The organism is uncultured Ruminococcus sp. (assembly GCF_947301925.1).
GTDB lineage: Bacteria > Bacillota > Clostridia > Oscillospirales > Ruminococcaceae > Ruminococcus.
Genome location: NZ_CAMYUE010000008.1, coordinates 64,470 through 85,662, shown reverse-complemented (window position 1 = coordinate 85,662; position 21,193 = coordinate 64,470). Strand labels below are relative to the sequence as shown.

Sequence of the window (21,193 nt, the reverse complement as noted above, 5' to 3'; positions counted from 1 at the left end):
GAAATGCTGAAATAAAAAATGCAGCCGCCCGAAGGCAGCTGCAAAGAGGTATAATTGAAGAACCGGATTAATGGATATTATCGGTCTCAGCCCTGTGTTACAGGGAGAGAAGCTACTCTGTGGAGGAGGTAGAGCTGAATGGTAAGAGCGTCATCTGAAGTGATGCCGTCGTTGCCTGATACATCAGCTGCTACACGACCCTCAGCTGTGAGCTGATACTTGTTGGGGTTAGCCAGACACTGCATGATGAAGATAGCATCTGCAAGCTCAACTGTACCGTCCTGGTTGGAGTCGCCGTTGCCGGTGCTCTTTATGCCGGGATTGGGATTTGTTGTAGTAGTGGTCGTTGTAGTCTCTGATGATGTAGTTGTAGTTGTTGTAGTTGTTGTGCTTGTTGTAGTAGTTGTTGTCTCGGGAGTGCCCTGAGAAACGAATGAGTAATCATCAAGGTTAAGCTTCTCAGCCTCAAGCCAGATCTGGCACTCAGCGGACTGGAGATTAGCGGGGAACTTGTCCATGCCGATGGTAACAGTCAGCACGCCGTTGGCGTCTGTCTTGCCGCTCCACTCGATCTGCTCCCAGCCGTTGCCGTTGAAGCCTACACAGCCGTTTGTATCTGTATTGGGCTCACCCTTGATAGTGAGAACAAGGTTATCGTCTGCCTTAGCGTTGGAGAAGTCAAGCTTGAACTTCTTTGTCTTGTTCTCGGGAACATCGATGGTTATATCGGGAGCCTCAAGGATAACTATTTTCTCGATAGTTGTCTTGCCGGGAGTTCTTGCCTGCATATGATTAAGGGTTGAAAGGTCGGCTGAGTAAGCCTTGGGTACCTGCTGGTCTACAAGGTAGTAAGCGATGCCGTTTGCCTCGTCAACTGTGTAGGGAGACATCTCCGACCAGTTGTCGAAGCTCTTGTCTGAAACAGCGAGGACAGGTGTATCGCCTGTGTACTTGATAGCAACTTCCTTGCCCTTGAGCTGATCCCATGAGATCTCCTTGCCAGGAGTTGAGTTGCCGTATGTATCTGAGAGAGCAACGTCGATAGTTGCATTCTCGAGGAATACCGTACCTGCTGAGAGAGACTGATGATCATAGGTAGGTATCTTTGCCTCACTGCCCCACTTGATGGAGCTGTCGTTCATGATCTCCATCATCTTTTCGATGATAGGAAGTGAATCCTGATTCCATTCGCCTGTTTTACGGTTGATGTAGCCGTGTACCTCACCGGGATTCTGATCAGGGTTGCTGGGATCTCTCTCCTGGCCGTTGTCCCAGAGAACGCAGGGGATACCGTATTTCTTTGTAGTTGTGAAGTACTGAGTTGTCCAGTCAACACGAGCCTGTGTGTTGCCGAAGTTTGAGGTACCCATCTCGCCGATAACTACGGGGATACCCTTGTCAACGAACATATCGCGGAAGTTCTGGAGGTTGTAAGCGAGGTCGTTGCTGAAGGCAGTTGTGAAGGTGTCATGATAAGCACCCTCTGCCTCGTTTGTATTCATTGTGAAGTTATAAGGTGTATAAGCGTGGATCGAAACAGCCAGGAATTCGTCGTTCTCGGGAAGAACGATCTGCTTGAGGAAGGTCTTGTCCGAGCTTGCCACATAGCCGGGGAGCATGAGGAGACGGGTCTTTGCGTAAGGGCCGTCCATGCCTCTGATGAGCTCTACGAAGTTAGCTTCCAGTCTGTTGATAACGTTTGCTTCCTCAACAGGTGTAGCGGACCACCACTCGTAGGACTTGCCTACGGCACGGGGCTCGTTCATGCACTCGAAGATGAGGTGCTGATCGTAGTCCTTGAACTCTGTGGCTATCTGAGTCCAGAGCTTGAGGAGTCTGGGGTTGATCTCGTCATAAGCTGTGAGAAGATCGCCTCTGTTGATCCAGTTCTCGTGGTGGAGGTTGAGGATAACATACATATCGTTCTTGTATGCGTAGTCAACTACCTGATGAACACGAGCCATCCATTCGGGATCGATGTTGTCGTTCTCGTCAAGATGCTGGAACCATGTTGTGGGGATGCGGACAGTGTTGAAGCCCTTTGCCTTGAGAGCGTCAAACAGCTGCTGATTAGCCTCGGGGCAGCCCCAGCAGGTCTCTGTCTCAAGTCCTGCGTGATCATAATCGTAGGAATTGCCCTGTGCGTCTATGCCGCCTGCCTTAGCGTCCAGTGTGTTACCGAGATTCCAGCCGACTTTCATGTTTTCTGTGATCTCAAAGGCTGTCATTGTCGGAGCTGCTGCGTCGGCGATATCACCGATCGGAGCAATGCGAAGTGAAGATAAGATACAAACTGCTGCCGCAGAGATGCTTACCACGCGCTTCACGTTCTTTGAATTGATGAACATAGTATTCCTCCTAAGATAAGAATTTTACCTTTCGGGATCCAGTGCAGTTAATCCCGAAATTCTTTCTGACAACTAAAGTTTAGCACAAATGTAAAATAAAGTCAAGATGATTTGTGCAAAATGCAACAAAACTTGCATAGAAATTATAGCGGAGTATTTAGTGCATATGTATAGTGAAAGCTCGGAGAATAGGGGAGGATTGTTGCAACAATATTATTTTGGTATAATATTTTTTAGGTATTGTTTATACTATTCCAAAACAAAGCAACTGAATAAACATATAAATAAAAAATTAATAAGCACATCGTTATATTACCATTTTTTGTCGATTTTTACCATACCCCGAAACGGGGGCAAAAAAGGCATGAAGAAAGCCCCCGCAACTGCGGGGGCGTCATATTATTTCTTTTTCTTCTTGTTTTTCTTGGGAGCGTCAGTAGATACAGCCTTCTTTACCGACTCTGAAGCCTTCAGCTTGACCTTTTCAGCAGCCTCGGAGACTTTCTCCTCAGCCTTGTCAACGACTTCTTCGGCGGCCTCATCGACGATATCAGCGGCTTCATCGGCTGCTTCCTCAGCCTCTTCCGCTATATCTCCGACAGCCTCCCCGGCCTCGTCCTCAACGCTGCTGATGCCTTCCTTCAGGGAGGCGTCCGCGTTTCTGATGAACCTTTCGGCGTCGTTTTCGATCTCCTCGGCCTTTTCCTCAGCCTCTTCCTCCGCCTCGACCGCTATGACGGTCTTCTTTGCGGCCTTCTTTGGCTTTTCGGTCTTTTCGGCCTTGGTATCGTCGTCAGGTTTATCCTCGGTGTCTGTTTTTGCAGCTTCGGTCTTCTTCTTTTTCTTCCTGCCTTTGGCTGCTGCCTCGTGCTCCTTGTTGAGCTCCTCGACTATCTCGTCAACGCTCTTGTTCTTGAAGAGTTCCTTCCTCTTCTTGTCGGCGATGATGACCTTGTTGTGCTTCTTGTCGTACCTGTAGAACAGTACCAGCACTGCGATGCCGAGTATAAGTGTTATTACGCCCAGATTGAATCCGGGAGGAGTATACTTCATGGATACTGTGTGGTGACCTGCGGGAAGCTTTATGCCGATCATTGTACCCAGTACGATGACCTGACCCACAGAGCCTTCCTTGTTCTTGAGCACCTTTGTACCCTGATCGGTGGTCTCCTCAACAATGAGGTTGTCGATGGTCTTGCCGTCCACCTGTACCTTCCAGCCGGGCTCATAGGGAATGGTGGTCATGAGTATCTGGCCTTCCTGAGCGTCGATATCGCCTACCAGGTAGCGGTCGTTGGTCTTGTCCATGTCCAGCTCCCACTGATTTGCCTTGAGCTTGGTGATATCCTCTGTGAAGGCTTCCTCGTCAAGGTAGTAGAAGTTGAAGCCGGCGTTCTTTCTGACCATGATGTACTCGTTCTGACCTGTATAGCTTCCGTTGGGGCCTGTGGGCGGGATAGTGAGTCTTACCTCGACCTCGTCGCCTTCCTTGAAGGGACCCATTCTTACTATAGGAGAAGAGTTGGTGGTGAAGTACTGACCGTAGCCGTCAAATGCTTCTGTGCCTGTGTTCTGTCCTCTGTAGACTCCGTCCTCGCCCTTAACGGCTACCCATACGTTGCACTGACGTCTCATTTCAGAGCCCAGGTGCATATAGATGTTGCCGTCGTGGGGAACAGTTACGTCAATGTTTACTACAGCGTCGTTTACGCCTGCGAATGCCTCATAGCAGTCGTGCATTGTGCCGTTGCCGTCGCCGTCGGGATCGTTGAAGTAATCGTGGAGGTATACCTTTGTATCGTCGTAGCTTATCTTGCAGTCAAAGGGTACATAGTACTGCTTGGGTACTATGGGATTTGCGTAGAAGTCGGGGGTATTGCCCGTCATAGCGCTGAGGAAGTTGTTCAGGCTGTTGAAGGGGTTATCGTTGCCCAGACCCGAGAGCACCAGTATGTCGTCGTCAGCCATATAGCCGATGTTGAGAGCATTGGGGTTCTCATATACGTCGATATGTGCGGGAACGTCCTTGTCCTTGGTGTAGGAGGACTCAAAGCGCTTGATATAGGAAGCGTCCAGCAGGTTCCTGCTGCTGCTGTTTCTCTCGGGATCGTCAAGGACGTACTTGATACCCAGGATAGAGTCGGCAACGGGGTTGCAGCCCTGATACTTTGACTCGAAGCTCTGTGTGAAGTAGCCCATGGTCTCGATGAAGGTGATAGCTCTTGAGTTCATTACCGAGCTGGAGTGGGATATTCCCTTGAGGTTATATGCCAGCGGGTCGTTTACCATTCTGTCGTAGGTCTTTTCCGCACGGTAGAAGCCGCTGTCGTATGCCTCCAGCTCCTTTACCACCTCGGGAGCGGTGATTATCTCGGTGTAGGTGGCCTTGCCGGAGTTTCCTACCTCCTTGAATATCTTCCTGAAGGTATCGAAGCAGTTGTAGCCTGTCTCGAAGAAGATGAGACCTGCCATGAACACGGTTATGGCGTTCCTTGCCTTCTTGGTCTTGGAGTGGCTGTACATATATATACCGATGAGGTATATTGCGGCCAGTATGAGTCCGAAGGCGATAGTGCCCAGCCAGAGCTGTTCTGTGGAGTCGGCGCTGTCGAGCTTTGCCTTATACGGGGTAAGGGCTACATACTTGTACTTTTCCTCGTTGTAGTTGAATTTCTTCATCATGCCGCAGAATATGGCGGTGAGACCGCCCACCGTGACAGCGGATATTCCCGCGTTCATCGGAGTCAGCTTGTAGCCGTCCAGCTTTGAGAACACCTCCGCCGCCATGGAAACCAGCACGAAGGACAGCAGGAATGAGTACCTGTAGGGGAGCCAGTTAGGATCCTGGCCGCCGTGCCACATCATGTTGATGGGCTTTACATACATACTGAAGAGCAGTGCAAATGTCATGAGACCGTAGCCGATCTTGTTGTTGCGCTTGATCTTCTTGTTCATGAAGAACAGGGGGACAAGTATGAATGTGAGAACGCCGCAGTAGATCTCGGGGCGTCCGTAGAAGCGTGTTCCCTCGTCAACGTTTACCGAGTAGTACTGATCGGGAAGCAGACAGGGTACAAGCTCTATGGGGTTGAACATTGCCTTGTAGCTGTAATCGGGCACGGAGAAGTCGAACTTACCCAGTGCCAGAGCATTGTAGACAGGCAGTATCATAAAGCAGCTGCACATGAGGACGACAACGGTTGACAAGACCATAGTGCCGAAGGTCTTTCCGTAGTCCTCGATGCCCTTGAACTTGCGCTTTGTTCCGAAGAACATATAGTATACGAAGTAAAGGGCGATGAATATGGCTATCATGAAGCCGATGTAGAAGTTTGCCACGAACATTATGGCTGTGGGGATGATATAGTTGAGCTTCCGTCCGTCGTCTATCAGGTATTCCACGCCCAGGATGATAAGAGGCAGGAACACGGGGCCGTCGACCCACATGGGGTCGATGAGCTGGATCACTACATATGCCATCATAGCATACATCGTAGAGAACATGATGGACTGGAGAGGCTTTACCTTCTTTGATTTCTGTGCGTAGATGCTGAAGGTAAGTCCTGCGGAGCCCACCTTTGTCATCTGCATTATCATCATGCTTTCGAGTATCATCTTTCTCGGAAGGATCATGATTATAAGAGTGAAGGGGCTTGCCAGGTAGTAGCCTATGATACCCATGAAGCCGCCCGAAAGGTTACGGCTCCAGCTGTAGAAGGCGCTTCCTCCGCCCCAGAAATCTCTCCTGAGAGCTTCAAAGTAGTAGATGTACTGACCGTTGAGGTCGAGGGTGAGCACTGAGCGCTCGCCGAAGGGATAGACGTCGAAGCCGATGTACGCCAGAAGCGTGAGCAGGAAGGGAACAATAAAGGCCGCGAAATAGAATATCGGCCTGATTTTTCTCCCTCTCTTCTCGGCTATGATGTCTGCGGCAGTGACAGCAGGTCGCTTACTGCCGATCTTGTTGCGGGCAGCAGCTGTTTTGGTGCCCGTAGCTTTTGACTTAGCCAATTTTGTTCCTCCTTTTGTTCGGGCACAGGAAAAAGGCCCCTGCGGCGCAGGCTGCTTGACAGCGCCGTAAAGACATAAAGCCCGATTTTATACTATTTTCTATTATACTACAAATCTTCTGCTTTTGCAATAGTCAAATTCCCACATTACCGTTATATTTTATGCGGAAAATTTTGCATATAAAAAGGTGAGAGTTTTTGCTCCCTTATCCGTATAATATAACAGAGGCGACATTTTTTGCTGTTAAAGGGTAAATTATACTATTATTGTGAACATTCTGCAAAAACCGTTGACGGCGGGGGCGTGACGTGATATAATAGTGTCGTTATGAGTCTTTACAGGACTTGATATATCATATCATTTTTTTAAGGAGATATAATAGTGGGCAAGTATTTTGGTACAGACGGATTCAGAGGCACCGCAAACGAGAACCTCACAGCAGACCACGCATATAAGGTGGGAAGGTTCCTGGGCTGGTACTACGGCGAGCTTAGAAGAAGGAACGGAGACGATACCGCTCCGCGCATAGTAATAGGCAAGGATACCAGACTTTCAAGCTATATGTTTGAGTATTCCCTGGTAGGCGGACTTACCGCTTCGGGCGCTGACGCATATCTGCTCCATGTGACTACTACACCCTCGGTAGCCTACATATCAAGAGTTGACAGCTTTGACTGCGGTATAATGATATCCGCCAGCCATAACCCATATCACGATAACGGCATCAAGCTCATAAACGGACAGGGCGAGAAGATGCAGGACGAGGTCATCGACCTTGTTGAGGCTTACCTTGACGGAAAGCTCAGCGCCTTCGGTCAGGACTGGCCTGAGGTCCCCTTCGCACACGGCGAGAAGATAGGCAGGAGCGTTGACTATGTATCGGGCAGGAACCGCTATGTGGGATACCTCATATCTCTGGGAATGTACTCCTTCAGAGGCATGAAGATAGGCCTTGACTGTGCCAACGGCGCAGCATGGAACATTGCAAAATCCGTATTTGACGCTCTCGGCGCAGAGACCTACGTTATAAATGCAGAGCCTACAGGCGTTAACATCAACAACAACGCAGGCTCAACACATATCGAGAATTTACAGAAATTCGTGGTGGAGAAGGGGCTCGATGCAGGCTTTGCCTATGACGGCGACGCCGACCGCTGCCTCTGTGTTGACGAGAAGGGCAATGTCATCACAGGCGACCATATCCTCTACATCTACGGAAGATATATGAAGGAGCGCGGAAAGCTCATCAATAATACGGTAGTTACTACAGTAATGTCCAACTTCGGCCTGTACAGAGCCTTCGACGAGATAGGTGTAGAGTACGCAAAGACCGCAGTAGGCGATAAATATGTATACGAGTATATGAAGGAGCATGACTGCTGTCTCGGCGGAGAGCAGTCAGGCCACATCATCTTCTCAAAGTATGCCTCCACAGGCGACGGCATACTCACCAGCCTGAAGATCATGCAGGTCATCATGTCGCGCCAGAAGAAGCTCAGCGAGCTTGCGGCTCCCTTCACAGTATATCCCCAGGTGCTGGAGAATGTAAAGGTAAAGGACAAGGCGGCCGCTCAGGCAGACCCCGATGTGTGTGCAGAGGTGGAGAAGGTAGCGGCCGAGCTTGGCAGCTCCGGAAGGATACTGGTACGCGAAAGCGGTACAGAGCCTCTTGTGAGAGTAATGGTAGAGGCTGAGGACGAGACTGTATGCCGCAGCTGCGTTGACAGAGTTGTCAGCGTTATAAAGTCCAAGGGTCATACATTATAATATATAAAGCCGCAGCGCTCTCCGAAAGGAGGGCGCTTTTTGTATTGTGACCGATACGTAGGCCGATGACAAGGAAAAATTCGTCAGAAACGGAAATTTCGTCTTTTTCTATTGACTGTTGTTTTTTTTAGTGATATAATGATTATTACGGCGTGTTATGCCGTAATGAAAAATAAAAAAGGAACACGGAGGTCAAAATGGCTAAAAGAGAAGAGCGTAACCTCAACGTTACGATTAAAAATCAGGATGACAACAAGAACGAGATAGTCGTTTCCGTTTCGTCCATTATGCAGAAGCTCAAGAAGAACCTTGCAATCTGGCTTGCTGCTGCTATCATTGCAGGTATCCTCGGAGTAGTTATTTCATCCATAAGAACTTTTTCTTCCAAGACTCCTGCGAGAGCGCTGATAAGCTTTACATATCCCAATATTGAAAAGGGTCTGGACCCTGCGGGACGCAAGTTCGAGATAGAGACCATGAAGGATCCCGTAGTTATAGAAAGAACTCTTACACAGCTCAATATCGAGCTCGATAAGGTTGAGGACGTAAGAGCCAACATATCCTTCGATTATAAGATACCCGATGACGCTTACGATAAGCTCACAGCCTACAACAGCGTTATGGACAAGGCCACAAGCGGAAGCCTCTCTGCTGCACAGGCTATGCTGGATACAAAGTATTATCCCACACAGTTCACTATATACTTCGACTTCGGAGCAGCAGGCTTCGACAGAAAGACAGGCGTTGAGGTGCTCAATACACTGCTCAAGTGCTACGGCGACTACTTCTATGAGCAGTACGGCTACAATGAACCTCTCGGTGCTGCTGTAAACGCTGCCGAGTACGAAGGTTATGACTATGCACAGCAGCTCGACCTGTTCAGGGATTCTCTCAGAACTGTAAGAAGCTACCTGAGCTCTCTTTCAAATGATGACAACACGAACTTCCGTTCAAGTGTTACAGGTTATACCTTCAAGGACCTTTCGGAATATGCAAAGACAGTAAGAAGCATAGATATCGACAGAATCTCGTCCTATATCTCAGTAAACAACGTTACCAAGAACAAAGAAGCTGCTCTTGCCTATTATGACTACAGGATCGAGAACCTCAACCGCGACAAGGACGAATATGCAGAGCGTCTTGCTTCCCTCGACGAGTCCATAAAGCAGTATGAGAAGGATTCTATCCTTATCTTCGGAAACGGCACCGATTCCACAAATACACAGTATGCAACAGCTTCAGATCAGTATGATTCACTGTTCAGACAGAAGACCAAGGTAGAGGCAAACCTTGCCGAGACAAAGCAGGATATAAAATACTATGAGTCAAGACGCGATGCTCTCAAGAGCAACAAGAACAGCTCAAAGGAAAATGTTGAGAAGGTAGAGGCTGATATCGCTTCACTCAGCGAGAAGGTATCCCAGATCGTTGATCTCACAGAGAAGACCGCAGAGGATTACTACGAGAACGTTCAGTTCGCACACGCCTACAATATTCTTATCCCCGCTCAGAAGTCAGTGGGAGCAGGCATCAAAGAGGCTGTAGTTAACTCCATAAAGCCCCTCTTCGTTGTTGAGGCGCTCGTATTCCTCATCTACTTTGTAGCTTCATTCCTTGGTGCACTGAAGTCTTCCAATAATATGACCGCAAAGGCTTCGGCAGGCGGAGATGATGACGATGATGATGACGACTGCGATCTCGAGGACGTTATCGACGCCATCGAGGAGGAAGCAGATGAAGTAAAGGAAAAGACCGAAAAGGCCGTAAAAAATAATAAAAAGAAGAAATAAGCTTCAGGTCCCGACGTGATAACGCGCCGGGACTTTTTTATCGTTCCGCATCAGGGCGAATGTTAAATCCGCGTTAAAGAATCACTGAAATCATTGACTTGCCTGTACTTTTCATTATAATAAAGATAGGAAATAAATTATAACAGGAGACGATCATGGAAGAATTCTCTATTTTTAACATCTTTACCCTTCTGGGCGGACTTGCTTTTTTCCTCTACGGAATGAAGGTAATGTCAACAGGACTTGAAAAGCTTACAGGTGGTAAGCTGGAGGTCGCACTGAAGAAAATGACCGAGAACAAGATCAAGGCTATACTTCTCGGTATGGGCGTGACTGTAGCCATACAGTCGTCATCAGCTATGACGGTCATGCTGGTGGGCTTCGTAAACTCGGGAATAATGACTCTCGAACAGACCATCGGCGTATGCTTCGGCTCAAATATCGGAACCACCTTTACCGCGTGGATACTCTGTCTTGACGGTATCGAGGACAACGGCAGCGGAGGTATCCTCAGCTTTATACTGAAAATGCTGAAGCCTGTTTCGTTCTCTCCTCTCATAGCTCTTGCAGGCGTTATCCTTATCATGTTCGCAAAAAAGAACAAGAAAAAGGACGTAGGACGTATCCTTGTGGGATTTGCGGTGCTTATGACGGGTATGACCTTCATGTCGGATTCGGTAGACCCCCTTGCCAATTCACCCGACTTCCAGAGGATACTCACAGCTTTCCACAACCCTGTACTGGGCGTAGCTGTAGGAACCATATTCACAGGTATTATTCAGAGCTCCGCAGGCTCTATCGGTATCCTTCAGGCCTTCTCAAAGACAGGCGGACTTACCTACGGCATGGCGCTGCCTATAATCATGGGCTGTAACATCGGTACCTGTGTGACTGCCCTGCTGTCAACAGTGGGCGTAAGCAAGGACGCAAAGCGCGTTGCCTGGACACATATCATCATCAAGATAATCGGTACACTGGTGCTTCTCCCCATAATCATGATACTCCAGAATGTCATGAACCTGAGCATCATGAGCAAGACAGTAGGCTATGTGGGCATTGCAGTAATGCACACCATATTCAATGTGGCAACCACAGTAATGTTCATGCCATTCACAAAGCAGCTGGTAAAGCTCTCAAAGATAGTGGTAAGAGACGGCAAGGAGGAGAAGGTAGACTCCAGAAGAACTCTCACAGGACTGGACGATATCCTGCTCAAGACCCCTGCTGTTGCTGTCCAGACCTGCCTTACCGCAACTGAACAGATGGCAGAGCTCACAAGAGAGACCATCGACATGGCACTGAAGCTGCTGGTTGACTATGACAGCGACAAGTGCGACCTTGTCATTGAGAACGAGGACATCATCGACGGCTTTGAGGACAAGATAAACAGCTATCTCATTAAAATAGCCAAGGCAAGCGTTACCGGCAAGGACAGCCGAAGCGTTTCCAAGATGATGCACTGCGTGGGCAATTTTGAGCGTATCTCCGACCACGCCGTGAACCTGGTAGAGTCGGCACAGGAAATGCACGAAAAGGGCATAATGTTCTCTGAGGAGTGCATAAACGAGATAACCGTCATCACCGATGCTATCAGCGAGAATATCAACAAGGCTTTCGACTCCTACATGAAGAATGACCTTGCTATCGCCCATAAGGTAGAGCCTCTTGAGGAAGTGGTGGACAACCTCAGCACCGAGCTCAAGAACAGGCATATCCGTCGTCTCCAGAACGACGAGTGTACAGTTGAGCTGGGCTATATCTTCCAGGACGTACTCACCAACCTGGAGCGTATTTCCGACCACTGCTCCAACATCGCGGGCTGTCTTATCGAGACTGACGAGAAGACCAATCTCCACGCTTATCTCCACGATGTCAAGGAGAACGATGAGCAGTTCAGGAACGAGTACCGCGAGTATGCGGAGGAATATTTCCGCAGACTTGACAGCGTTGAAGTAAAAACCGAAGCATAAACAAAAAACCGAAGCTTATTGCTTCGGTTTTCTTTTTATGATAGCAGCAGATGAGGATCTAAGGGGCTCTGCCCCTTGGACCCTGCACGAGGCTGTCTGCCTCGTGGCTCCGACCAAAGGAACACAGTCCCTTTGGAATCCCCTTCATAGCTGCCGCCGCTTTTTAATAAGGCAGCGTGAACTGTCCTGCCTTCCATACATTTCCGTCCTCGATAACTACGGAGAAATCGTCGGTCTGGGTGTAGGACTCCTCTCCGAAGTCGCTGCCGTCATAGAAGCTGTCCACAGAGAACACTATCTCGTCTGCGGTGCGGGACTTGATACCCGTTACCTTCGATGAGGAGTAATAGATATTGCTGCCGCGGTTGCCGCAGAGGGCATAGACCGCGCCGTTCTTCTCGATGTAAAGATCCGACAGCTCATCGCAGGGATAGCGCCTGCTGAACACCTTGAAATAGGCGTCCTCCACGTCGCTGAAGCTGCTTATGCCGCTTTCCGTGATGCGGTAGAACTGCCAGCCGAGATCGTTTTCCACGAAGTTGGTGTAGTCCACCTTAAAGGGGCAGCCGACGGTGAAGTTCAGCTGAACATGGCCTGCGGACTCGTAAAGTGCCTGTGCAGCTGCTATGAGAGTCCTGTCGTCGGAGTCCTCAACGGGCTTTTCAAATACCACAGCTCCGTCATCGTTGAACTCAAAGGCGTCGCCGCCCATAGGGTCGGGCTGATGGGTAGCCTGCTGGGCAGCGGTGGTGGTGACAGTAGTCGCTTCCGCCGCGGTAGTCGTTGCGGTTGTGACCGCCGTGGTGACCTCGGAGTGGTCTGTAGGTACGGGCTGGGAAGCGTCGGTTGCTTCGATAGCTGAACTTTCAGCGGTCTGTGAGGAGCTTCCTGCCTTTTTGCCGCTGCATGACACAGCTCCCGCAGCCACAGCCGCTGCTGCTATGAGTGATAAGAGCTTTTTCATCAGTCATCCTCCTGTTCGTCGTCGAGAACGAAATCTATAGTGCCGTCGCTGACGTTTACCGCTGCACAGACCACCTGAACGGTCTGACCGAGAGTATAGGAAACGCCGCTGAATTTTTCGGTAAGTGAAACGGGCTCGGAGTAGTCATACTCGCCCTCGGGGAGCGTCCTTATATGGACCAGTCCCTCCACCGTATTGGGGAGCTCAGCGTAGAAGCCGAACTCGGTAACGCCCGAAATTTTTGCGGTGAAGCTCTCGCCGATATGGGCTTTCATGTACTCAGCCTTGTAGCAGTCCTCGCACTCGCGCTCGATAGTGACTGCCCGTATCTCCGCCGCGGATGAGCGCTCTGAGGCGTTCAGCGCAAAGGCTTCATAGCGCTTGCTGAGCCACTCATTGTTGTAGCCTGCCAGAATATCGGTGATTATGCGGTGTATAGCCAGGTCGGGGTATCGGCGGATAGGGGAGGTGAAGTGTGCATAGTCTTCCAGCACCAGTCCGAAGTGACCGAGGGGCTCGTTGGAGTATTTAGCCTTCGCCATAGAGCGGAGCACCAGCATATTCACGGCTTCAAACTTGTCCGTGCCCCTTGCGCTGTCCAGTATCTTAGCCGCGTGGGCAGGCTTGAACTCGCTGAAATGAGGACACTCAAAGCCGTACTTGGGCAGCAGCTCGTGGAGAGCCTCCGCCTTTGCCTCGGGAGGAGCCTCGTGGATACGGTAAACGAAGGGGACCTTCCTGTCCTTTGCCAGCTTTGCGGCAGCCTCATTGGCTGTCAGCATGAACTCCTCGATGATGCGCTCAGCCTTGCCTCTTTCACGGGGCTGTACATCATAGCAGATACCGTCCTCACCGATGAGGAGCTTGCTTTCCGTGGTCTCTATCTCGGGAGCGTGGCGGAGCTGCTTCTTTGCGATGAGCTTGTCCGCCAGCTCGTTCATGAGCGTTATATTCTTGCGAACCTTTGCGTATTTCGCGGCGATGTCCTCTGTCTCCGAGCCCTCGAGTATGCGGTTTATCTCGGAGTATACTCCCTTTACGCGGGAGCGGATAACGCTTTTGCAGAAGCGGTAGGACAGCATATTGCCCTCCTTGTCCAGCTCCATGAAAGCCGAGAGTGTCAGCCTGTCCTCGTCGGGGTTGAGGGAGCATATTCCGTTGGAAAGCTCCTTGGGAAGCATTGGTATGACCTTGTCCGCGTAGTATATGCTTGTACCGCGGAGCAGAGCCTCCTTGTCCAGGGCGCTGTTGCCCTTGACGTAGTGGGATACGTCGGCGATATGGACGCCGAGGCAGTAGCCCTTCCGCGTTTTCTCTACGGATACGGCGTCGTCAAGATCCTTGGACTCCGCACCGTCAATGGTGAATATATCCATTCCGCGAAGATCCTCGCGGTTGTTGAAGCAGTATTCCTGCACTCCGCCCTCGGCTATCTTGCGGGCCTCCTTCAGCACCTCCTCGGGGAATGCCGTGGGAGCGCCGTGGGTCACAAGTATCGAGGCTGCGGAGGAAGCCGCGTATTCCGAGCTGCCGAATACCAGGGTTATCTTTACCTTGTGCTCGGCGTGACGGCGGCCGCGGTAGACTATCTCTGCCAGTACCTTGTCGCCGTTTTCAAAGGGAACGCTTTCTTCGCGGACGATGATGACATGGTTGCGTGAGGCGGTATCGGGCACCAGATAGGGTCGGCCGTCCTCGAATTCCACACGGCCTGTCAGCTGTGAGCTGCCGAATTCAAGTATATCCAGCACTTCGCCCTCGGGCTCTCCCGAACGTGATGTGATAGGGGAGATGAGCACCCTGTCGCCGGGCATAGCGCCCAGCATACACTTTCCGGGAATGAAGTACTCAACGCCCTCGTCGGTCATTGCAAAGCCGAAGGTGCGGCTGAGCCTTGTGACCTCTCCCGCATATACTCCCATACGGGAGCAGAGTGCAGCCTTCATGCCCTTTTTCATCATGACAACGCCCTCTGTGCGGAGCTCCGAGAAGGCTGCGGTGAAGTTCTCTCTTCCCGATTTCTTGGTCCTGCACTTGGATTCCAGCTCGCTTAGGGGCATGGACTTCTTGCCGTAGGCCTTCAGGAAGGTGACTATCTTGTTTTTATAGCTCTCCGTGGAAACGGGAGCTTTTCCCTTTTTATCGGGCTGTTTCTTCTTTTTTTCTGCCATATTTACTCCTTGATGATATGCCGCAGTGCCGCGGCGCAAAAAATAAGCCCCGTGACTTCAGGTCACAGGGCAGCTTTTTTTCTTACTTTGTGAAGATCGGTACTACGTTTACCGCAAGTACGGCGATGAAGAGTATGATCGCCATAGCTCTTGTGATCTTAGCGAGGATAGCCTCTTTTGTTCTTCCCTCGTTCTTGCCGTAGAAGGAATCAGCGCTTGCACCTGTAAGAGCTGCTGTCATGCTGTCCTGTGATTTCTGCTCCTGTGAAAGGCAGATAACGATTGTTAAAAGGCTGAGGACGAGTATAACTACACCGCCGATGATCTCTAAAGTTGACATAAAAACTACCTCCGGAAAAGTATGGATTACGGCATTAGCCGATATATTTCAATTAGCTTTAATATTATATCACAGACGGCAGTGTTTTGCAAGGGTTTTTTCCGAAAAAGCCAGACAAAAAAAGCGGACAAAATTGTTGAAATCCTACAATAAAAAAGAAGCAGCTCCTTTTGGAGCTGCTTCGTATTATCCGATCATACGATCGGGAGAGTGTAGATGCTGTGCAGGAGGTATTCCTGTATAGTAAGTGCATCGTTTGAGGTCAGGCCTGTGGTACGTCTGTCAACGTCGCCGTTGAGCTTGCCCTGCTCTGTGAGGTGCTTGGGATCTGAACCGTAGAGGCCGTACTTGTTGGGGTTAGCCAGAGCCTGCATGATGAGGATAGCGTCAGCCAGCTCGATCTGTCCGTCGCAGTTTGTATCACCGTACTTTACAGCTTTGGGAGGTGTTGTTGTAGTTGTTGTAGTTGCAGGAGGATTGTAGGGAGGAGCTGTTGTTGTGGTAGTTGTAGTTGTTATAACAGGCTTTGCTGTTGTAGTTGTTGTTGCAGCTGCGCCCTTTGCTGTATAAACTACGATAGAATCCATATTGTATGAGGAAACATTTGTCCACCATGTACCGAACTTGAGCTCGCCGGAGCCGTAAGAGAATGTCTTTGCTGCGCTCTCGGGGATCTTCCATGTGATAGTTCCCTTGGTGCTGTTGATAGTTACATCCTGCTGAGCGTCATCGTCCATGTACCAGTAATCGGGAGCAACAGATGTTGAAGAACCGAAGTTACCTACCCACTTGTCGATGTTGCTGCTTGCGGAGATGTTGAACTCTACCTTTGTAGCGTACTCGCCGCTGGGAATATCGAAATCAGACCAGTCAAAGCCGATCATCTTGTCGTCGGCAGCGTCGTCGAACTTGAGAGACTTGTTGAACTCTACCTTGTAAACACCGTTACCGCCTGTTGAAGGACCGGGAGTGGGTGATGTTGTAGTTGTGGTTGTTGCGGGAGGATTGTATCTTGTTGTGGTGGTGGTAACTGAAGGTGTTGAAGAACCGCCGCCGTCGAGAACGATCTTCTCGATAGTAACACCCTCACCCTGAGGCCACCAGATCATAGCCTTAACTGTTGAGCCAACATTTGAAGGAATGTCGTAATCAACTACTACTTCCTTGTTTGAATCAGCCTTTACGTTTTCAAACTCTACCTGCTCCCACTTGCCTGTCCATGTGCCGAAGCCGCCGGAAGCCTGAGTGTCGCTGGTATTTATCTTGAAGTAAAGTGTAGCCTTCTTAGCGCCCTGGGGGCTGAACTCGGCAAAGCTGATAGGACCGTCTGTTCCGTCCTCTACGCCCACCTTCATGTCAGCGGGAAGGAGAGTCTTGCCGCCAGTTGAAGGGCCGGGAGTAGGAGTAGTTGTTGTTGTAGTAACGTTATAGGGAGGTGCTGTTGTTGTGGTTGTTGTGCCGGGTGTAGGTGTTGTAGAACCACCGTTGTAGATCTTTGTAACACCTGTGATAGTTGAATCTATAGAGCCTGACTTATAGAAGTGGTAAAGACCTGCTGCTGCACCGACGAGACCTGCGTTATAGTCACAGGCAACCTCGTTTGCCTTATAGTCTGAACGAACGTCGCGGTATCCGTCGCCGTTTGCCGATGTAGGACCGCCGCAGAGAGCGCCTACCAGCAGGTTCTTGTTCTGGATTCCGTCGTTCGTCTCTTCTGCACCTACGTCAGGTGAAGAAGCTCTGTGGTGAGGATTCTTGGAAGCGTTGTCCTTGAAGCCTACGATGAGACAGTAGCTCTTACCGTTTGCAAAGGCTCTGTCGCCTGTGAGGTATTCCATCTGGCCCTTAGCCCAGCCTGCGTCGCCGTGATTGTACTTAGCTGCTACGAGAGTTGCCAGCTGAGCGGTAGCATTGTGTCTTGCCGAGCCCCACTCGTCGTAGAACTTGTACTCGTTGCCGCCGCCGATCTCGTGAACTGCGCTCCAGTTGCCTGTTTCCTCAGCCTTGAGGATAGCAGCGCCAAGTGCGACGTTCTCCCAGCAGTGTACCCACCAGCCCTCGGGGGCGTTGTTGAGATCGTTGAGGTACTGCTGATCCTTTGTAGCCTTGTACAGCCAGCCGGCTGCCCATGCGAGCTCGTCTGCCGAGCCGCTTTCACCGCTTACATAGAAGGGAGAAACCGAATATGTTCCTGTATTCTGCTTAGAGAAATTGTAAAGAGCCTTAGCGTATGTAAGGTCTTCGTCGTTGCCGAAGTTTATATAGTTTGCTGCGAGAGCTGCCGCATACTCGGCAGTGATGTTTGCAGCGCCGCCTGTAGTCCATACCATACGGCCTCTGTCGCCCTGTGTCTCGGGAGCGCCCCAGTAATTGTGATCCTGGCCGCCCTCGCCCTTTTCGATGAGGACCTTGGAAACAGTGCCGCCGTTGAGGACAGTGGCATCGCGGAAGAACTTAGCGAATCTGTCTGTAATGACCTTGAGGTGGGCGTCCTGGCCTGTAGCCACAAAAGCGTCCTTGAACTCATAGTAAGCCCAGCCCAGTGTAGAAGCTGTATAGCCCTGAGGCTGGCCGAACATTACATGGTCGCCTGCGTCGTGGAAACCGCCGACAACTTCGTCGTTCATGTGGCAGTTGCCTCTCCATGAAAGACCGCAGTCAGAGTTGTTTCCGCACATATTTGCGTCATAGAGATAGAGGGAGTACTGAAGGAGCTTTGCATAGTTATCGCCGCCTGCCGCTGTTGCTGAGAGAGAGGGAGACACCGCTGACGAGAGTGGTGCAGCAAGAGAGGACAGTGCGATTGCGCCGCTGATAACGGCTGACTTAACCCTTGTTAATTTGTTCATGTTATCACACTTCTTTCAATATGATCTGCCTATAATATGTCTTACCATCATTATACAGGGTTTGTTCTGAAATTTGGTAACAAAACGGTAACAGAGATATTACAATATGGTAAAAAGCCGAGGATTATTCATATTTTCGTCACAGTGTTCAAAAATGCATACCATACATTGTGCATAATTACAACGGATTTTGTGCATTTCGGGTGTACAAAAAACAGGTCCGCACAGAACAGCTGTTCTGCACGGACCTGAAAAGAGGTATTATGTCATTTATCAAGTGATGATATAAGGTGGAGCAGGAATTTCTGGATTGAGAGCGCGTCATCGGAGGTAAGTCCGTCTCCGTTGATATCGCCGTTTGCCTTGCCCTGCTCTGTGATGTGCTTGGCGTCTGAGCCTGTGAGGCCGTATTTATTGGGATTTGCCAGCGACTGCATTATGAGTATCGCGTCGGCCAGCTCGATCTGTCCGTCACAGTTGGTGTCGCCCTTGAGGGCGTTTGTCTTTGCCATTAGCACATCGTAATACCTGACATTGGGCTTTCCGCCGTCCCTGATATCCTCTGTGGCTTCAACAAAGGTATAGCCTTCAGCCTTTGCGGATATCTGATCCACGGTCACTGTTTTCCTGTCCTTGAATTTATCGCAGGTGTAGGTTATGGGATTGCTGTCGGAGGTATTGAGCGTAACTTCCATATGATCGTAGGGATCAAATATATGGAAATCGGGATCATCGGGGAGAGAAATGAGACCGTTTGCACGGAAGGACAGCTCCGCATTGTTTATGAGGGCACCCGAATCCATATCCTTTATAGTGAAAACAAAGGAATAGGGCTCGTTCTCATCTGCTTCCTTGAATACTACGGAATATTTGAGACTGATCGATATGTTGATATTGCGTGTCTCGTCAAAGTATGTTCCGCTGTACATGAGCATATAGCTTCCTGCGGGGATATCCTTGATGCTGTCTTCTCTCCAGTACGCGCCGTTATCGCCGACGATTCTCGCACCCTCGGGATCGAGGGTGATATTGTCGATAATAAAGGGCTCGCCGTAGATCATTCCCGCTCTGCTTCCTTCTACCTCCTGCCAGTAGGTGCTGGAGCGGACCTTTACGGAAATTCCCGAAAGGTCAAGGCTTTCGCCTACGGTATAGGTGGTCTTTGCAGGATAGGAGAGGACCTCCATCACATTGTATGCAGCTGTCATCGTTATAGTAACAAGAGGCTTGTCTTCGGTGGTGGTAGTTGTGGTGGTTACGGGAGCGGTCGTGGTAGTAGTTGTGGTGGTAGTGGTTGTGGTCACAGGCTCTGCGGAGCCGAACTTGAAGTCTGCGTTTATTTCGCTTACCTGCTTTGCAAGTGCGGGCATTGCCGTTGCGTCACCGCCGTAGAGGTTTGCTACGCCTGCACAGGCGATAGCGAAGCAGCCGTTGTAGTCCAGAGCGCCCTCTGTGAACTGGTACTTGTCGGTCTTGTCTTCATAGTTTCCGCTCTTGTCGTCGCCGCCCACAAGGAGACCGTAGGCAGTGTACTTTGCGGAAGGATTCGATGAAGCTCCTGCGCTGTCATTGCCGGGATTGGCTGCACGGTGGTGTATATGTACGGGCCACTTGTCGCCGTAGCCCAGCAGGAAGCTGTAGCCGCGGCTGTTGTCGCCGAGGATATGATCCATCTGATACTTTGAGGCCTTAGCGTATGCCGCTTCCTTGTCGCCGTTTGCAAGAGCGAGAGCGTCCATCTGCTTTGCGCAGTTGTAGCGCGAAGCGCCCCAGCCGTCGCCGTTATAGGTGCCTTCTTTCAGATCGCCCTGCTTCTGGAGCTCATACTTCAGCTCGTCGGCAAAGGTCTGATCTCCTGTTTTCTTGTACATTATGGCTGCATAGCCCTGCCATACCTTATCCCAAGAGTATACCCAGCCGTCGTACTGGTTGTTGCCGTAATCGCCTGTTCTGGGGGTGTATGAGGGCTTGCTGCCCTCGTCCAGTATCCACAGCCAAGCCTGAGCCATTGCCTCCTCGTCCTGATACTGTGAAGCGGTGTCATAGAATCCGCCGATGCCGCCTGTATTGTTTCCGACGTGCTTCTGGCCGAATTCCAGCAGAGCCTTTGCGTACTTTATGCACTGGGCGGAGTACTGGGGGTCGATGTCCTTGAGGACGTATGCGGTGCCTGCAAGGCCTGCCGCCATCTCGCAGCATACTGTGGAGTTATTGTCGCCTTCCGTGAGCCAGTAGACGGGTCTGTCGTAGGTCTGGACCTCGGGAGGGCTCCATATGCCGTGGTCGGTGCCGCCGTTGGCCACAACGTGAGCAACAGCGCCGACCTTGCCGGAGCCGTCCAGGAAGGTGGTCTTCATGAGGTAGTCTGCGCCCCATTTCAGCTCATATATAAGGTGATCCTTGCAGCCTGCCTTTTCGTAAATGCCCTCGTTTAAGTATTCCGAGAGCGCAAGGCTGCTCATTGCGAAGCCTATGGTAAGATTGAATTTTATATGGTCGCCTGCGTCGTGGAATCCGCCCGAAACGTCCACCTTGCCGTCGCCGTCGGGATCGACGATTGACTTCAGCGAGCCGTTGAGGCTTCCCACAGAGGCTTCCCCGTCGTAGGTGTGGCAGTCGCCTCTCCATGTGAGGGGACCGTCGGTTATGCCCTTGCCGCAGGCGTTTGCGTCGTACATATACAGCGACATGGCAAGAGCCTTGTAGTAGTCGTGGTCTGCTGCGTTTGCGGCTGTGGGGACTGCTGTGGTTACCGCCGATGTCAGTGCCATGACAGCGGAAGCGGCAGCAGCTGCCAGCTTTTTCGCAATAGTGTTTTTGTGTTTCATTTTTTCCATTCTCCTCTCAATAATGATAAATAAGTAAAGAAGTGCGGGAAGCCATAACTTCCATGATACTATTATAACATATTATCGCGCATTTTTGTGAACATTTTGTGTAGTTTCGCACAATACGCAACATATTTGGAGAATGTATCAAAAAG

At 50.5% G+C, this 21,193-nt stretch carries 10 protein-coding genes; 3 read left to right on the top strand and 7 right to left on the bottom strand.

Going from position 1 to position 21,193, the window contains the following annotated elements; translation table 11 throughout:
* Positions 1-86 precede the first annotated feature (86 nt).
* Together Q0Y65_RS10505 and Q0Y65_RS10500 are read right to left on the bottom strand one after the other, a co-directional pair.
* A complete protein-coding gene (locus Q0Y65_RS10505; RefSeq protein WP_297959466.1) occupies positions 87-2,348 on the bottom strand; it encodes a cellulase family glycosylhydrolase in 2,262 nt (753 codons plus the stop codon).
* A 399-nt stretch (positions 2,349-2,747) separates the two neighbouring features.
* On the bottom strand, positions 2,748-6,359 hold the full coding sequence (locus Q0Y65_RS10500; RefSeq protein ID WP_297959464.1) for a YfhO family protein: 3,612 nt from the start codon (positions 6,357-6,359) through the stop codon (positions 2,748-2,750).
* A 381-nt stretch (positions 6,360-6,740) separates the two neighbouring features.
* On the opposite strand from Q0Y65_RS10500, the gene glmM reads away from it, so the two are divergent.
* The 3 genes from glmM (at position 6,741) to Q0Y65_RS10485 (ending at position 11,886) form a co-directional block, all read left to right on the top strand.
* The gene (glmM, locus tag Q0Y65_RS10495) at positions 6,741-8,126 is read left to right on the top strand and encodes a phosphoglucosamine mutase (RefSeq protein WP_297959462.1); all 1,386 of its coding nucleotides are present in this window, start codon (positions 6,741-6,743) and stop codon (positions 8,124-8,126) included.
* 197 nt (positions 8,127-8,323) lie between these two features.
* Positions 8,324-9,916 (top strand): lipopolysaccharide biosynthesis protein, encoded by a 1,593-nt coding sequence (locus Q0Y65_RS10490; protein WP_297959461.1) that lies wholly within the window; start codon positions 8,324-8,326, stop codon positions 9,914-9,916.
* Positions 9,917-10,071: 155 nt separating this feature from the next.
* Positions 10,072-11,886 (top strand): Na/Pi cotransporter family protein, encoded by a 1,815-nt coding sequence (locus tag Q0Y65_RS10485; protein ID WP_297959460.1) that lies wholly within the window; start codon positions 10,072-10,074, stop codon positions 11,884-11,886.
* A gap of 163 nt (positions 11,887-12,049) precedes the next feature.
* Here Q0Y65_RS10485 and Q0Y65_RS10480 read toward each other — a convergent pair whose 3' ends face one another.
* From Q0Y65_RS10480 to Q0Y65_RS10460, 5 genes are all read right to left on the bottom strand, one after another.
* Complete coding sequence (locus tag Q0Y65_RS10480; protein WP_297959459.1) at positions 12,050-12,850, bottom strand: hypothetical protein; 801 nt, start codon at positions 12,848-12,850, stop codon at positions 12,050-12,052.
* On the bottom strand, positions 12,850-15,021 hold the full coding sequence (rnr, locus tag Q0Y65_RS10475; RefSeq protein ID WP_297959458.1) for a ribonuclease R: 2,172 nt from the start codon (positions 15,019-15,021) through the stop codon (positions 12,850-12,852). The genes Q0Y65_RS10480 and rnr overlap by 1 nt, the downstream gene beginning before the upstream one ends.
* An 82-nt stretch (positions 15,022-15,103) precedes the next feature.
* A complete protein-coding gene (gene secG / locus Q0Y65_RS10470) occupies positions 15,104-15,361 on the bottom strand; it encodes a preprotein translocase subunit SecG (protein ID WP_297959457.1) in 258 nt (85 codons plus the stop codon).
* Between the two features lie 194 nt (positions 15,362-15,555).
* On the bottom strand, positions 15,556-18,210 hold the full coding sequence (locus Q0Y65_RS10465) for a glycoside hydrolase family 9 protein (protein WP_297959456.1): 2,655 nt from the start codon (positions 18,208-18,210) through the stop codon (positions 15,556-15,558).
* A 266-nt stretch (positions 18,211-18,476) separates the two neighbouring features.
* A complete protein-coding gene (locus tag Q0Y65_RS10460; protein ID WP_297959455.1) occupies positions 18,477-21,038 on the bottom strand; it encodes a glycoside hydrolase family 9 protein in 2,562 nt (853 codons plus the stop codon).
* Positions 21,039-21,193: the final 155 nt, after the last annotated feature.